We start from the raw sequence: 15,185 nt of genomic DNA, 5'->3' as shown, positions 1-15,185 counted from the left end.
GAGATATCGGCCGCGGGCGCGGAGAGGCGACCGGGTCCGGTGCGACCCGGTCGCCGGTCCCGCACCCGGCGCGCAGGGTCAGGGAGCGGTGCAGACCGCCGCGGGTGCGGCGGCCGGGGCGGCGCCCGTCGCGATGAACCCGGCGGTCGTCGTGGTGCCCGCGGCGAGGGCGCCGTTCCACGCGGCGTTCGTCACCCGCTCGCCCGAGGCGGTCGCGCCGTGCACGCCGCCCCACAGCTGCGCGACGGCGGTGCCCGACGGCAGCGCGAACGTCGCCGTCCAGCCCGTGACCGCGGCGTCACCCGCCGTGACGACGAGCTCGCCCTGCCACCCGCCGGGCCAGGCGTTCGCGACGCGGACCGTCGCGGAGCACGCCGCGTCGTCCGGCGGGTCGGTCGGGTCGGGCGGGTCGGTGGGGTCCGGCGGGTCCACCGGCCCGTCGCCGTCGAACCACGACGCCTCGACCGCGGTCTCGCGCAGGCCGCCCGGTCCGTCGATCACGCGCGTCCCCCAGGCGCTCGGTGACGCGGCGTCGAACCCGAGGACCATGTCGAGGTACGGGTCGGTGTTGCCGCTCCACGACCACGCGAGCCAGCCCAGGCCGAGGCGGTTCGCCTCCGCGATGACGACGTCCGCGTCGACGTCGCCCTCGGCGCGCTTCCAGCCGAACTCGCCGACCATGATCGGCAGCCCGGCGTCCACGAAGTGCTCCAGGTAGTCCGTGACCGTCGCCGCCTGCGCGTACACGCCGTACATGTGGATGGAGAAGATCGTGTTCGCGTCCGGGTCGGCGTCGAGCACGCCCTGCGCCTCGGCGCGCATGACGTTCGTCCAGTCCTGCCCCCAGTTCGGGGCGTCGACGACGATCGCGTGCTCGTAGCCGATGCCGCGCAGGCGCTGGATCGCGGCCGACGTCTCGGGCGCCCACCGCTGGTTGACCGTCGCGTCGTTGCCGAACGGCTCGTTGCCGATGTTGACGAGGACGAAGTCCTCGGTGCCGGTGAGCGTCGGGTACAGGTCCTCCCAGTAGTCGACCGCCTGGTCGAGGGTTCCCGCGTCGGGCGCGTACTGGTCGCCGTAGCCCGTGGTGTCGTGCACCTCGAGGACGCACACGAGGCGGTTCTCCTCGCACAGGTCGACGACGTGCGCGACGTCCTCGGGCGAGTTGCGGGTCCACTGGTCGCCGCTCGACAGGACGACGCGCACCGTGTTGGCGCCGGCCGCCTTGATGTCGGCGAAGGATCCCGTGGTGTGCGTGTACCAGGTGTGCGCGTGGTTGACGCCGCGCAGCACGAGGTCCGTGCCGTCGGCCTCGACGATCCTCCCGTCGGCGACGTGGATGCCCGGCGGCGTGTCCGCCTCGGTATCCGTCTCGGCGGCCGCCGCGGACCGCGCGGTGGCGGTCGCGACCGCGCCGCACGTGGCGAGGACCGCGGCGGTCACGAGCGCCGCGACGAGCGGGGCGGACCGTCCGGTCCCGGGAGGTCGGGCGGCGTCGGCGTCGGGTACGGGGGCGGTGCGGCTCATCGGACGACCTCGTCTCTGTCGGCTGCGCACGCCCGGGTCGGCGTGCCCCGACATCGTGAGGTCGGGCGCCGCCGTCGAGCAGTGCCTGAACCGATTAAGCGAGGCGCACCCGCCGAGCACGAGCCTGCCCGCGCACGAGAACGGGGTCGGTGTCGTCCTCGCGCGGAGAACGACACCGACCCCGTGGTCGGCGGTGGGCCGGTCAGTCCTCGGAGGACGACGGCTTCTGGAGGCCGGCCGAGATGAGCTCCATGACCGACGAGTCGGCGAGGGTCGTCGCGTCGCCGACGGTGCGGTTCTCCGCGACGTCGCGCAGCAGACGGCGCATGATCTTGCCGGACCGGGTCTTGGGCAGCTCCGGCACGACGAGGATGCGCTTGGGCTTGGCGATCGGGCCGATCTCCTTCGCCACGTGGTTGCGCAGCTCGGTCTGCACGGCGGCCGCCCCGTCGGCGTCCGCGGCCCGGGCCGCGTGCTCGCCGCGCAGGATGACGAACGCGACGACGGCCTGGCCCGTGAGGTCGTCGCTCGCGCCGACGACCGCGGCCTCCGCGACGATCTCGTTCGACACCAGCGCCGACTCGATCTCCGTGGTCGAGAGGCGGTGGCCCGAGACGTTCATGACGTCGTCGACGCGCCCGAGGAGCCAGATGTCGCCGTCCTCGTCCTTCTTGGCGCCGTCGCCCGCGAAGTAGATCCCCGGGAAGCGCGACCAGTACGTGTCCTTGAAGCGCTCGAGGTCGCCCCAGATGCCGCGCAGCATGGACGGCCACGGCTCGGACAGGACGAGGTACCCGCCGCCGCCGTTCGGCACGGAGTGCGCCTCGTCGTCGACGACGTCCGCGACGATGCCCGGGAGCGGCACCTGGGCGGAGCCCGGCTTGGCGGCCGTGACGCCCGGCAGGGGCGAGATCATGATCGCGCCCGTCTCGGTCTGCCACCACGTGTCGACGATCGGGGTGCGGTCGCCACCGATGACGCGGCGGTACCACATCCAGGCCTCGGGGTTGATGGGCTCGCCCACCGAACCGAGCACGCGCAGCGACGACAGGTCGAACTTCGCCGGGATCTCCTCGCCCCACTTCATGCACGCGCGGATCGCGGTAGGCGCGGTGTAGAGGATCGAGACCTTGTACTTCTCGACGATCTCCCACCAGCGGCCCTGGTGCGGGGAGTCCGGGGTGCCCTCGTAGATGACCTGCGTCGCGCCGTTGAGCAGCGGGCCGTAGACGACGTACGAGTGGCCCGTGACCCAGCCGATGTCGGCCGTGCACCAGTAGACGTCGCTCTCGGCCTTGAGGTCGAAGACGTTGCGGTGCGTGTACGCGGCCTGGGTGAGGTACCCGCCGGTCGTGTGAAGGATGCCCTTGGGCTTCCCGGTCGTCCCGGACGTGTAGAGGATGAACAGCGGGTGCTCGGCCTCGACCCACACCGGCGTGTGCGTCGTGTCGGCCGACTCGAGCGCCTCGTGCCACCACACGTCGCGGCCGTCCGTCCAGGCCGTGTCCTGGCCCGTGCGACGCACGACGAGCACGTGCTCGACCGTGGTCGGGTCCGCGCCCTCCTTGGGCGCGAGCGCCTCGTCGACCGCGGGCTTGAGGGCCGAGGCCGTGCCGCGGCGGTACCCGCCGTCGGCCGTGATGACGAGCTTCGCCTCGGCGTCGGCGATGCGGCTGCGCAGCGCGTCGGCCGAGAACCCGCCGAACACGACGGAGTGCGGCGCGCCGATCCGGGCGCACGCGAGCATCGCGACGACGGCCTCGACGACCATCGGCAGGTAGATGACGACGCGGTCGCCGGTCTCGACGCCGAGCGCCGCGAGGGCGTTGGCCGCGCGCGACACGTCGCGCTGGAGCTCCGCGTACGTCACCGTGCGCGTGTCGCCCGGCTCGCCCTCGAAGTGGATCGCGACCCGGTCGCCCAGGCCCGCCTCGACGTGGCGGTCCACCGCGTTGTACGCGGCGTTGAGCGTGCCGTCCGCGAACCACCGCGCGACGGGGGCCTGTGACCAGTCGAGCGTCTCGGTGAAGGGCGTGCGCCACGTGACGAGGTCGTTCGCCTGCCGCGCCCAGAACGCGAGCCGGTCGGCCCGCGCCTCCTCGTAGAGCTCGGGCGTCGCGTTCGCCTGCGCGGCGAACTCCGGGCTCGGCGGGAAGCTCCGGGTCTCGTGGAGGAGGTTCTCCAACCCGGGCTGGGCAGTGGTGGACTCGTTCTCTGGCACGCTGACCTCCGGTGCGCATCGACTCTGGTGCGGTCCGCCGGCGCGCGACGCGTCGCGCCCGGGGAGGCGGGTCCCTGTAGGGCCTCGTCGCGGGCGAGTCTAGACCTCGCGGGTGACGGGGGTCACCGCGTCCATGATTCGGGCGCTCTCCTAGCAAACCCCGTCCGTCGGCGCCTCCGGTCGCCGTCAGCCAGGGGTGTTGACATCCTGGGGTGTCGCGCCGGACGGGGAGGGGGAGCGCCAGTGGGCCACGGCACCTTCGTCCACCAGGACGCGCTCGCGGCGGTCACGGGATGGCTGCGCGCCGGCCACGACGTGGTCCTGCGAGGCGACGCCGGGTCGGGCAAGACCACCGTCCTGCGCGCGCTCGTCGGGCCGCTGCGGTCGTCGGGCACCGCGGTCGTCGAGCTGCCCGGCGCGGGGACGGGCGACGCCGTCCCCTTCGCGGCGTTCGCGACCCATCCCGTGCTGCGGCCCCGTGGCTCGGGCCGCGGCGGGGCGGTCGACGCGGCCACGGTGCTCTCCGAGGCGCTGGGCTCCCGGTCCGCCGTCGTGCTCGTCGACGACGTCCACCTGCTCGACCGGGCGTCGCTCACGGTCGTGGCCGCCGCCGCCCGGCAGCGACCCGACCAGGTCCGCGTCGTCACGACCCTCCCGTCGGGGGCGCCCCTCGACGCGGGCGCGCCGCTCACGACCGGCGCCGTGCTCGAGCGCGTGGCACCGATCGGCGTCGACGCCACCGTCGCGCTCCTCGGCGACGTCCTCGGCGGCGCGGTCGAGGTCGGGCTGGCCGCCGCGGTCGCGGGCCGGTCGGGCGGGAACCCGCGGGTCGAGAGCCTCCTCGCGACCGCGGCTCTCGAGGCCGGCGTGGTCGGCCGGACCCGGGGTCGCTGGACCCAGACGGGCAGCCTGGAGACCCTGCCGGCCGAGCCCGTCGTCCAGGGCCTGCTGAGCCAGCTCCCCGCCGACCAGCTCGACGCGCTCGACGCGCTCGCCTGGTTCGGCCTCCTCGACCTCGACCACGCGCGCACCCTGCTCGGCGACGACGTCGTGCTCGCGCTCGACGCCGCGGGACGGATCGCGGTCGACGAGCGGTCGCGGACCCGCATGGTGGCCGTCCGACCCCCCGTCCTCGGGCACGCGCTGCGGCTGCGCCTGACGCCGGCCCGGCGGGCTCTGCTGCGCGAGCGCGCCGCAGAGCTGCTGGGCACGGGGGCCGCGTCCACCGAGCCGGGTCCGCGCGCGGCCGGTGCGGTCGGCACGGTCGAGGAGGACGCCGTCGTCCCCGAGGACCGGCCGGTCCACCAGCAGGTCGCGCTGATCTCGGAGTCGGTGCGCACGCGCGCGGCGCTGTGGTCTCGCGCCTGGTCGGAGCGTCGCGACGTCGCGAGCGCGCTGCCGCTCCTGCGGCTCTACCTCGTGGACGGGCTGGCGGTCGTGGACGCGGACGAGGTGTTCGCGGGCACGACGGCGGGGGAGGACGACGCGCCCGAGGAGGTCGGTGCGTACGTGCTGCTCCGCGGGCAGTGGGCCGCGCGCAGCGGCGGGACGATCCGCGGGGGCCTCCTGCACGACCCGGGGCCGTCCGGCCGCCTCGTCCTCCCCGGGCTGGGCGAGCCGTTCCTCGCGCACCTCGACCGGCTCTACGCGCGCGGTGCTGCCGACCGGTCGTCGGGAGCGGGCGACCCCGGCGGCACGGACCCGGACGTCGGCCTCGACGTCACGGACCTTGACGTCGCAGACCTCGACGTGGCCGACCTCGACCTCGCCGACGTCGACGACGAGCGGGACGTCCCCGAGGCACTGCGCGGCCTCGCGACGATCCTCCGGGTGCAGGGCGCGCTGGAGGCGGGTGCCCCGGACCGGGCCATGGAGCTGCTGGGTGCGTGGCAAGGATCGTCCCGGCAGCGGCCGTTCACCCACCAGCTCGATGCGCTGCGCGGCGACGCGCTGCTCCTCGCCGGCCAGGTGGACGACGCGGTCGCCTGGTCGCGCGGACGGCTCAGCGCCGCCTACGACGACCTCGCCCCGTTCGGCATCCGGCTCGCGTCGCGCGGGCTCGCGACGGCGTTCTTCCTGCGCGGCGACCACGACCGGGCTCTGCGTGCGCTGAGCGTCGTGCTGCGGCTCGGCCGGTGCGGGCCGGTGCAGAGCCCGTACGACGAGCGGGTCTTCGCGCTCGCGGCGGTCCTGCACGCGCGCGGGGGCCGGGACGGGCTGGCGCGCACCCTGCTCGACGAGCTGGAGAGCACGCCGCGTCCCTACGTCCCCGCGCTGGACTTCCTCCGGCCGTGGGCGCGGCTCGAGGTGGACGCGGCCGCAGGGCGCGAGCCCGACGGGGAGGCGCTGTGGGGCGCGGGCGAGGCGCTGTGGGCGCAGGGGAGGTTCGCCTCGGCCGCGTTCTGCTGGGCCCTGACGCCCCAGCGGCTCGGGGAGCGGCGGCTCGCCCGGCTGGAGGAGGCCTTCGCCGGCATGCGCGTCCCGCTCCTCGCGCCCGCCGTGCGCCTGCACCGGTACCTGGAGCACGGGACGAGCGGCGCGGTCCTCGAGGCGGCGGGCTCGCTGCGCGCCGGCGGCCCGCTGGCACAGGCGGCCGTGGACGTCGCGCAGAAGCGTGCCGCGCAGGAGGGGCGTGCGCCCCTCACCTCGGAGGAGGTCGCCGCGGTGGCGGGGGAGTGTCGCGCCCCGGGCCGGACGTCGGACGGGGCCGCCGGTCTCACCGCACGGGAGCGCGAGATCGTCGGCCTCGCGCGGGACGGGCTCATGAACCGCGAGATCGCCAGCCGTCTCTTCCTCTCGGTGCGCACGGTCGAGAACCACCTCTACCGCGCCATGCAGAAGCTCGGCGTCGCGGACAGGCGCGGCCTCATGGGTTGACGGTGCCGGGTGCGTCGGTGGCGACCGTCGCCCGGCGGCGCCACGCGCGCCACCACAGGCTGAGCGCCCACAGGAAGAAGGCGCCCGCGACGACGTAGACCGCGACGGACCGCTCGTCTCCGTTGACGGCCGAGTTGAGGTACCCGATCCAGGGGACCGCGTAGAGGACCCGACCGCGGACCTGGTAGTCCTGCACGGGTGCGTCCGCGGCGGCGTTCGCGTCGCCCTGCACGGTGAACGCCAGCCCGCCGTCGGGCCGGTGCGTGATGCTCGTGACGCGGTGCGTGATCGCAGTCGGGTCGTCCGGGTTCGGCAGGTAGGTGACGATCTGCCCGATGCGCACGTCCTCGGGCTCGACCGGGACGACGACGGCGAGCGACCCGACAGGAAGGCTCGGCTCCATCGAGCCGGACAGGATCGTCAGCGGGACGCCGCCCGCGAGCCGCGGGACGACGATCAGCAGGCCCGCGAGGAGCAGGACGAGAGCGAGCAGGCCGTACGTGGCGCCCGCCCACAGGCCGGAGAGCACGGGGTGTCGTCCGGGCCCGGCGGTCTCGGGCTCCGGGACGCTCTCCGGCGGCACGCCTCCCGTCGCGTCATGGGTGCTGATCTCGACCTCCTGAGGAGCTCGGCGGGGATCAGTGCTCGTGCTCACTCTGCCCGTTCCTCTGCCGGGACGGCGGTCGGACGTGCCGACGGGTCCGTGGCGAGCTCCCCCGCGGTGCCGCCACCGGTCTCGGTCTCGGGGTCGGGGTCGGCGGCGTCCTGGTCGGGCGTCGCGGACGCGTCCGACGCCGCGTCCGACGCCGCGTCCGCCGTCGCGTCGGCCGCGGTGTCGTCCCCCGGCGCGACCTCGGTCATGGCCCCTGACCCTGCCGCGTCCTGCGCATCGGGAGCGGGCGGTGCCGTACGGGCGGCGACCTGCACGACCCACGGTGGCTGCCAAGCCGCGTTCGCGACCCACGCCGGGTTCGCGCCCGTGTTGAAGTCCGTGCGGACGACGTCGGGGCGCACGGTCCAGCTCGACAGGTCCTGGTCGAAGCGCGCGGCGTCCTGGAACATCGACGTCACGTCCGTCGCGCTCGACAGGTCCCAGCCGGCGAGCGAGTGGTCGTACCGCGACCCGGCGAACATGAACGACATGTCCTGGACGTGGGAGACGTCCCAGACCGGGTCGTCGCCCCAGGCGCCGAGCGAGTAGTAGTCGAAGGCCGAGTTCTGGAACATGTGGGCGGTCGTCGTGACGGACGAGAGGTCCCAGGCGCGGACGTCACCGTGGAAGCTCGCCGTCTCGGCGAACATGAACGACAGGTCCGTGACGCTGCCGGTGTCCCAGGAGACGAGGTCCTGGTTGAACGCGTCCGCGTTCATGAACATGCGGCTCATGGTCGTGACGCTGCCCGTGCGGGACCAGCTCCCCAGGTTGCCGTTGAAGTTGACGGCTCCCTCGAACATCGACGACATGTCCGTGACGCTGCTCGTGTCCCACGCGGTGATGTCGCCGTGGAACGTCCGTGCGCCGTCGAACATGTGCGCCATCGTGGTGACCTTCGAGACGTCCCAGCGCCTCCCGACGGTGTTGAGGTTCTGGTTCAGCGCCGTGGCGCCCTGGAACATCGCCGACATGTCGGTGACGCTCGACGTGTCCCAGCGCGACAGGTCCTGGTTGAACGAGGTGGCGCCCCGGAACATCGCCGACATGTCGGTGACGCTCGACGTGTCCCAGTTCTCCAGCCGACGGTTGAACGCCGTGGCGCCGTCGAACATGTGCGCCATGCTCGTGACGCTCGAGACGTCCCAGAACTGGATGAAGGCACCCTCCGACCACGAGGCTCCCTCGTAGGCCGTGGCGTTCTGGAACATGCCCTCCATGGTCGACACGCGAGCCGTGCTCGAGAAGCTGATCGGCCCGCGGAACGAGCGGGTGTTCGCGAACATGAACGACATGTCGGTGACGTTGGAGGTGTCCCAGGTGGGCTGGTACTGCTTGTAGTTCGTGGCGCCGTCGAACATGTGGGCCATGGTCGTGACGCGCGAGGAGTCCCAGCCCGTCAGCTCGAACGACTGCGAGCCCAGGGGGTTGCCCGAGCCGGCGTTCTGGAAGGCGTACGCGGTGTCCGTCAGCGTGTCCGGGAGCTCCGTGATGTTCTGCAGGTGGACGGCGTCCTTGAAGGCGTGCCGGGCAGAGGTCGAGCCGTAGGCCTCGGACCAGCCGGAGACGTGGGTCAGGGCGCCGATCAGGCTCGCGTCCTGATCGGGCGAACCGAGAGCGTCGAACGCGCCAGTGACGCGGACGTTCGGGTTGGTCTGGCGGTCCCCGAAGTCCATCGCGTTCAGGCCGTCGACGGCCGTCGTCGTCCGTTCGGTGCCGCCCTCCCAGAAGCCCCAGGCGATCGTGGTGCCGGGGGCCGGGTCGTCGAGGTAGAAGCCCAGGACGCCGTCGTCGTCGAGCGCGAGGGAGTAGATGAGGGTGAGGGTGGAACCGCCCGGCGCCGGGGCGCGTCCGGTGGTGAGCGTGCCGGCGTCGAGCGACGCCGTGTCCGTCCAGGCGTGCCCGTTCGTCAGCGTCACGACGAGGTCGGTGAGGTCGATCGTCTGCGTCCCCGACGGCAGCGCCGCGTCCGCGGTGACCGTGAGGACGAGGGTCACGGACTGGTGCCCCTCGGCGTCGGAGTCCGCGCCGAGCACGGGGGTGGGGTCGGACGAGACGGCGACGGCCACGTGGTCCGCGACCGCGGCCGGGACCTGCGCGCCGGCGAGAGCGAACGTGGCCCGGAGGTTGTCCCCGACGGCGGTGACGGGGACCCCCGCGACGGCATAGGTGAGCGTGGTGCCCGCGGTGAGCCGGTCGGTCGCCGGGTCGAACGCCGACCCGTCCCTCGTCCAGGTGCCGCGGGGGAGGACGTCCTGGTCGAGGCCGAGGCTGCCGGTGGTCACCGTCGACGTGCCGAGGGGTGCGGCGTCGTTCCACGCCGCGTAGGCCCCCGCGGCGGGGAGCATGAGCACCAGCGCGACGGCCGCGACCGCGGCGATCAGCGCCGCGCGCACGGGGCTCGTGGAGCGGGCCTTGCGGTGCATGGTGGCTCCCGTCTGAGGTACGGGTCGGTCGGCGTCCGACCTTCGGTGTGGCGGGGGAGCGCCACGGGCGGGGCAGGAGGGGGCGCTACCGCCCCGCCCGTGGGGATCGTGGGGTCAGGAGTTGAGGCGCTGCTGGAGGTCGACGTTGACCTTGGTCAGGTCGACCGTCGCGCCCTGCGACGCCTCGCTGCCCTCGTCGAAGGAGAGCGTGACCGTGGCGGTGAGGTCGTAGACCGTCCCGGCGTTCGAGCCCGTGAGCTCCAGAGTCTCGCCCGAGGCCGTGCCGTCGGACAGGAGGACGGTCGCGTCCACGCCCTCGGGCAGGTTCGCGGTGGTGCTGTCGAGCGTCGCGTCGACCAGGAGGTTCTCGCCGGTGGCGGTGACCTCGACGGTCGTCGTGCCCTCGAGGATGTCGCCGGGCACCATGCGGAACGCCGCGATGTCGGCGATCGCGTTGCCGGCACCTGGGGTGACGTCCTGCCAGCTGGTGGTTCCGCTGAAGTCGGCGGTCAGCGTCCCGGTCTCGGTGGCTGCGCCACTGATCGCGCCGCTCTGGTTCCACAGCGCGAACGTGCCCGCGCCGCCGAGGAGGACGGCGATGCCGGCAGCGGCGGCGACCGTGCCCTTGACGGCCCCGTGGTTCTTCTTCGTGGTGGTGGTGGTCATGGTGCTCGGTCCCCTCCTGGTGCTCGGACCCGCACCGTGCGCGCCCGTCTTCCAGCAGGATCTGGTCGCGCGGGCGTGCACGGGGGTGCGCGGAGGGGACTGAGTAGGTAGCGCCAGCGCGCCCACCAGCGGTGTTACGAATGCCCGAGGCAACTTTGAGGGTGTGCGGGGCGGGGACTGAGGCGTCCCGGCCCGGCGCCCAGCCCGGGCGCCGGGACCGCCGGGGCGAGGCCCGCCGTCGGGCAGACGACGGGGCGCGCGTCAGGTCAGCCGCGCGCCCGGCGCTGGCGCACGGCCTCGTACAGCACGACCGTGGTCGCGCTCGCGGCGTTGAGCGAGCTCGCGGTGCCGAGCATGGGGATGCTCACCATGACGTCGCAGGCCTCGCGCCAGCCCGCGCTGAGCCCGGTCGTCTCGTTGCCGGTGAGCACGAGCGTCGGCCCGGTGAGGTCGTGCTCGGCGAGCTCGACGTCGCCGTGCTCGTCCGTCCCGAGCAGGGTCAGCGGGATCCCGGCGGAGCGCTGCGCGGAGACCCAGTCGAGGACGTCGCGCCCGGCGGGGACGCGGACCGTGGGCACGGAGAAGATCGAGCCGGTGCTGGCGCGCACGGCGCGCGGGTCGTACGGGTCCGCGGCGTGCCCCGCGACGATCAGCCCACCGCCCCCGAACGCGTCGAGCGACCGCGCGACCGTCCCGACGTTCCCGGGGCTCGTGGGCCGGTCGAGCACGACGCCGAGGAACGCGGCGCCGTCCCTCGGAGCGCGGCCGTCCGCGGCGATCCGCCCCAGGTCGTCGGGTGGTGTCGCGACGATCGCGAGCAGCTCGGGCGCGTCGTCCTCCTTGCCGCCGAGCTCGCGCATCAGCTCCGACGACACGGCGAACCGCTGGGTGCGCACCCGGTCGAGCATCGCGTGCGCCCAGCTCGACAGCGACCGGTCCGCGTCCACGAGCCACGTCCGCACGGTCCAGCCGGACTCGACGGCGAGCGTGATCGGGCGCACCCCCTGGACGACCATCTCTCCCGCGCGGTGCCGCTTGGTGCGGTTGCCGAGCAGCGCCTCCCACTGCTGGAACGCGGCGTTGCGGGTGGTGACGCGCTGCACGGTCAGGCCTCCGGGGTGGTGGTCGAGGTCGGCGAGACCGACGTGGGCGCCGTCGCGGGCGCGACGCGCGGGAGCCCGCCGGTGAGCGCGGCGGGCTCGGCCTCGTCGGCGGCACGCGCGGCCCGCTCGACGGCGGCGGCGACGAGCGTCGTCACCTCGGGGTTGAACACGCTCGGGATGATGTAGGTCGGGTTGAGCTGGTCCTCGTGGATCGCGGACGCGAGGGCGCGGGCCGCGGCGAGCAGCATCCCGTCGGTGATGCGGTGCGACTGCGCGTCGAGGAGGCCGCGGAACACGCCGGGGAACGCGAGGACGTTGTTGATCTGGTTCGCGAAGTCGGAGCGCCCGGTGCCGACGATCGCCGCGTGCCGCGCCGCCTCGACCGGGTCGACCTCGGGGCGCGGGTTCGCCATCGCGAAGACGATCGCGCCGGGCGCCATGCGCGCGACGTCGTCGCCCGTGAGGACGTCCGGGGCGGAGACGCCGATGAACACGTCCGCGTCCACGACGGCCTCGCGCAGCGTCCCGGTGACGCGCCGGGGGTTCGTGCTGGCCGCCGTCCACGCGAGCGCGGGGGACAGTCCCGGGCGGTCGGGGTGGACGACGCCCTCGATGTCCGCGACGACGACGTCGTGGGCTCCCGCCGCGAGGAGCAGCTTGAGCACCGCCGTGCCCGCGGCGCCGGCCCCGGACAGCACGATGCGCACGTCCGGCAGGTCCTTGCCCACGACCTTTAGCGCGTTCGTCAGCGCCGCGAGCGCGACGATCGCCGTGCCGTGCTGGTCGTCGTGGAACACCGGGATGTCCAGCTCGGCGCGCAGGCGGGCCTCGATCTCGAAGCAGCGCGGTGCGGAGATGTCCTCGAGGTTGATGCCCGCGAACACCGGCGCGATGGCCTTGACGGTCCGCACGATCTCCTCGACGTCGGTCGTGTCGAGCGCGATCGGGAACGCGTCGATGTCCGCGAACCGCTTGAACAACGCGGCCTTGCCCTCCATGACCGGCAGCGAGGCGAGGGGGCCGATGTCGCCCAGGCCGAGCACGGCCGAGCCGTCGGTGACCACCGCGATGGTGTTGCGTTTGATCGTGAGCCGGCGCGCGTCGTCGGGCTTGGCCGCGATGGCCTCGCACACGCGCGCCACGCCGGGCGTGTAGATCATCGACAGGTCGTCGCGGTTGCGGATCGGCACCTTGGACTCGATCTTCAGCTTGCCCCCCAGGTGGAGCAGGAACGTGCGGTCCGAGACGCGGTCGACCACGACGCCCGGCAGCGCGCGCAGCGCGTCGACGATCTGCCCGGCGTGCTCCTCGCCGCGCGTCGCGACCGTGACGTCGACCGTGATGCGCTCGTGCCCCGACGCCGTGACGTCGAGCGCGGAGACGATCCCGCCCGTGTGCTCGATCGCCGTCGTCAGCTCGCTCACGGCGGTGGGGCGCGCCTCGACCTGGAGGCGGACGGTGATGGAGGAGGAGACACTCGGCGCTGACGTCATGGGCTCCAGTATCGCGCGGCGACCACGCGCCCGGCACGACGACGGCGCCCCCTCAGGAGCGCCGTCCCGCCAGCATCGCGGCGGCTATCAGGCGTGCAACCGTGTCCGCTGCAACGGCGCGAGGTGGCCGTCGTGGCCGGGTCTCGTCCGGTCAGCGAGTCCCTACGTGGACTTCCTGCGCGTGGGTACCGCCGAGATGCTGTTGTCCCTCCATCACAGCCCGGGCGGTCGGCGAGCGCAACCGCTCCGCGGGGACTTCCACACCGTGTTCTACGGGCGTTCGAACAGCTCGGAGCGGTTGGTCCGGGAGGTCCGGATCGGGCCCTTCGGCGGGCGGTGGGAGCCGTCACGTGACGTCGGCCGGCCTGCCGTCTCAGTCGCGACGGCGACGGCGCAGCGCGCGCCACACGACCCACGCGACCACGCCGAGCGCGACGACTCCCGCCGCGGCGAGGGCCGGCGTCGACCCGGCGAGGTGCGACCGCAGGGCGACGGGCTTCGAGAACGTCAGGGCGCCCCAGCCGTGCTCGGCGGCGAGCCGGCGCAGCGTCCGGTCGGGGTTGACGACGAACGCGTGCCCGACGGCGCCCAGCATGGGGGCGTCGGTCACGGAGTCGGAGTAGGCGTAGCTCGCCTCCAGGTCGTACCCCTCGCGCTCGGCGAGCTCGCGGAGCGCGACGGCCTTGTTCTCGCCGTACGCGTAGAAGTCGATCGCGCCCGTGTACCGGCCGTCCTCGACGGCCATGCGCGACGAGATCGCGTGGTCGGCGCCCAGCACCGCCGCGATGGGCTCGACGACCTCGCTCCCGGAGGCGGACACGATGACGACGTCGTGCCCGTGCTCGTGGTGGGACTCGATGAGCTCGACCGCCTCCGCGTAGACGACGGGGTCGATGTGCTCGTGCAGCGTCTCCTCGACGATGCGCGACACCGTGGCCACGTCCCAGCCGGTCACGAGGCTCGACAGGTGCGCGCGCATGCGCTCGGTCTGGTCCGCGTCGGCCCCGCCCACCATGAAGAGGAAGTGCGCATAGGCGCTGCGCAGCACGTCCCCGCGGTTGATGAGCCCGCCGGCGAAGAACGGCCGGGAGAACGCCGCGGCCGACGACGTCGCGATGATCGTCTTGTCCAGGTCGAAGAACGCGGCGACCCGGCCGGCGCGCGGCGGGTCAGTCGGGTCCGGGAGCGGGGTCACGGTCGCGAGCCTAGCCGCGGAACGTGGCCGTCCACAGGAGCGCTCGCCGGGGTGCCCGTCCACAGGCCGCGCGTGCGGCCCGACGACGCCCCGCCGGTCAGGGCAAGGTTTGGCGCCGGTCGACGGGGCAGCGGGGGAGGACTCGATGGGCGGAGCGGTCGTAGCGGTGGTGGGAGCGCGCGGCGGGGCGGGGGCGAGCGTCGTCGCGGCCTCGCTCGCCCGCGCGGTGGCACGACGTCGCGCACCCACCTGCCTGGTCGACCTCGCCGTCGTGGGCGGTGGGCTCGACGTGCTCCTCGGGATCGAGCAGGACCCGGGGGTGCGCTGGCCGGACCTGGCCGACGCGCGCGGCCGGCTCGACGGCGAGGACCTCCTCGCACGCCTGCCGCGGTGGGGCACGGTCCCGGTCGTCAGCACCGAGCGCGGCGGCGGACCGGAGGCCGCGGCGCTCGCGGACGTCGTCGCGGGGCTCGCCGAGGTCACGTCCGGCCGGTCGGGGGTGCTCGTGCTCGACGTCGACCGTGCCGCGATCGGACCGGGCGCGGCCGGTGCGGGGCTTCTCGGGGCGTGCGACGAGGTGCTGGTCGTGACCCCGCTCGACGTGGTCGGCGTCGCGGGCGCCGCGGCGGTGCGCGACCGGGTTCCCGGTCCGGCGGCGCTCGTCCTGCGCCGGCCGGCTCCGGGGCGGTTGTCCGGCGGCGAGGTCGCGGACGCCGTCGGGCTCGAGGTCGCCGCGACGGTCGGCTGGGACCGGGCTCTCGCCGGGGCGATCGAGCGCGGCCAGGGTCCGTGCGTCGGCCGGGGGCCGGTCGTGCGCGCTGGTCGGGACCTCGCGGCGCGGTACGCGCGGAGCGACCGGTGAGCGGGCGCGACGCGGTCCCGGGGCGGACCGAGCGGGGGCGTGGCCCGCTGTTCGACGGCGTGCGGGACCGCCTCGTGCGGGCCCGCACGCCGTCGAACAGCGGGCCACGCCCCCGCTCGGTCCGCCCCGGGACCGCGTCGCGCCCGCTCACCGGTCGCTCCGC

The 15,185-nt window shown here is 74.2% G+C and carries 10 protein-coding genes; 2 read left to right on the top strand and 8 right to left on the bottom strand.

Translation table 11 applies throughout. The features are described from left to right. Window positions 1-78: 78 nt before the first annotated feature. On the bottom strand, window positions 79-1,527 hold the full coding sequence (locus tag A0J59_RS16250; RefSeq protein WP_082919107.1) for a cellulase family glycosylhydrolase: 1,449 nt from the start codon (window positions 1,525-1,527) through the stop codon (window positions 79-81). Between the two features lie 202 nt (window positions 1,528-1,729). Then, window positions 1,730-3,748, bottom strand: a complete 2,019-nt coding sequence (gene acs, locus A0J59_RS16245; protein ID WP_064316810.1) for an acetate--CoA ligase — start codon at window positions 3,746-3,748, stop codon at window positions 1,730-1,732. Window positions 3,749-3,991: 243 nt separating this feature from the next. Between acs and A0J59_RS16240 the strand changes: the two genes are divergently transcribed. Continuing rightward, a complete protein-coding gene (locus A0J59_RS16240) occupies window positions 3,992-6,625 on the top strand; it encodes a LuxR C-terminal-related transcriptional regulator (protein WP_064316809.1) in 2,634 nt (877 codons plus the stop codon). Here the strand turns inward: A0J59_RS16240 and A0J59_RS16235 are convergent. The 6 genes from A0J59_RS16235 to A0J59_RS16210 all read right to left on the bottom strand — a co-directional run bounded on the left by A0J59_RS16235 (window position 6,615) and on the right by A0J59_RS16210 (window position 14,160). Next, window positions 6,615-7,280, bottom strand: coding sequence for a signal peptidase I (locus tag A0J59_RS16235; protein ID WP_082919106.1), 666 nt, complete (start codon window positions 7,278-7,280; stop codon window positions 6,615-6,617). The two genes, A0J59_RS16240 and A0J59_RS16235, sit on opposite strands and share 11 nt — an antisense overlap. Continuing rightward, on the bottom strand, window positions 7,277-9,703 hold the full coding sequence (locus A0J59_RS16230; RefSeq protein ID WP_064316807.1) for a BspA family leucine-rich repeat surface protein: 2,427 nt from the start codon (window positions 9,701-9,703) through the stop codon (window positions 7,277-7,279). The genes A0J59_RS16235 and A0J59_RS16230 overlap by 4 nt, the downstream gene beginning before the upstream one ends. Before the next feature lie 114 nt (window positions 9,704-9,817). After that, on the bottom strand, window positions 9,818-10,369 hold the full coding sequence (locus A0J59_RS16225; RefSeq protein ID WP_064316806.1) for an alternate-type signal peptide domain-containing protein: 552 nt from the start codon (window positions 10,367-10,369) through the stop codon (window positions 9,818-9,820). A 266-nt stretch (window positions 10,370-10,635) separates the two neighbouring features. Further along, window positions 10,636-11,472 (bottom strand): RNA methyltransferase, encoded by an 837-nt coding sequence (locus A0J59_RS16220; protein ID WP_369799790.1) that lies wholly within the window; start codon window positions 11,470-11,472, stop codon window positions 10,636-10,638. 2 nt (window positions 11,473-11,474) lie between these two features. After that, complete coding sequence (locus A0J59_RS16215; protein ID WP_082379528.1) at window positions 11,475-12,965, bottom strand: NAD-dependent malic enzyme; 1,491 nt, start codon at window positions 12,963-12,965, stop codon at window positions 11,475-11,477. Between the two features lie 373 nt (window positions 12,966-13,338). Continuing rightward, a complete protein-coding gene (locus tag A0J59_RS16210) occupies window positions 13,339-14,160 on the bottom strand; it encodes an HAD family phosphatase (protein ID WP_047231401.1) in 822 nt (273 codons plus the stop codon). A 145-nt stretch (window positions 14,161-14,305) separates the two neighbouring features. On the opposite strand from A0J59_RS16210, the gene A0J59_RS16205 reads away from it, so the two are divergent. After that, entirely contained in the window at window positions 14,306-15,022 is a 717-nt protein-coding gene (locus A0J59_RS16205; RefSeq protein WP_064316805.1) for a hypothetical protein, read from the top strand. The last annotated feature ends 163 nt before the right edge of the window (window positions 15,023-15,185 follow it).

Origin of the sequence: Cellulosimicrobium sp. I38E (genome assembly GCF_001647255.1) — a bacterium.
In the GTDB taxonomy this organism is placed as follows: Bacteria; Actinomycetota; Actinomycetes; order Actinomycetales; family Cellulomonadaceae; genus Cellulosimicrobium; species Cellulosimicrobium cellulans_E.
Note: the sequence above shows the minus strand (reverse complement) of the source record. Positions and strands in the feature narration are given on the sequence as shown.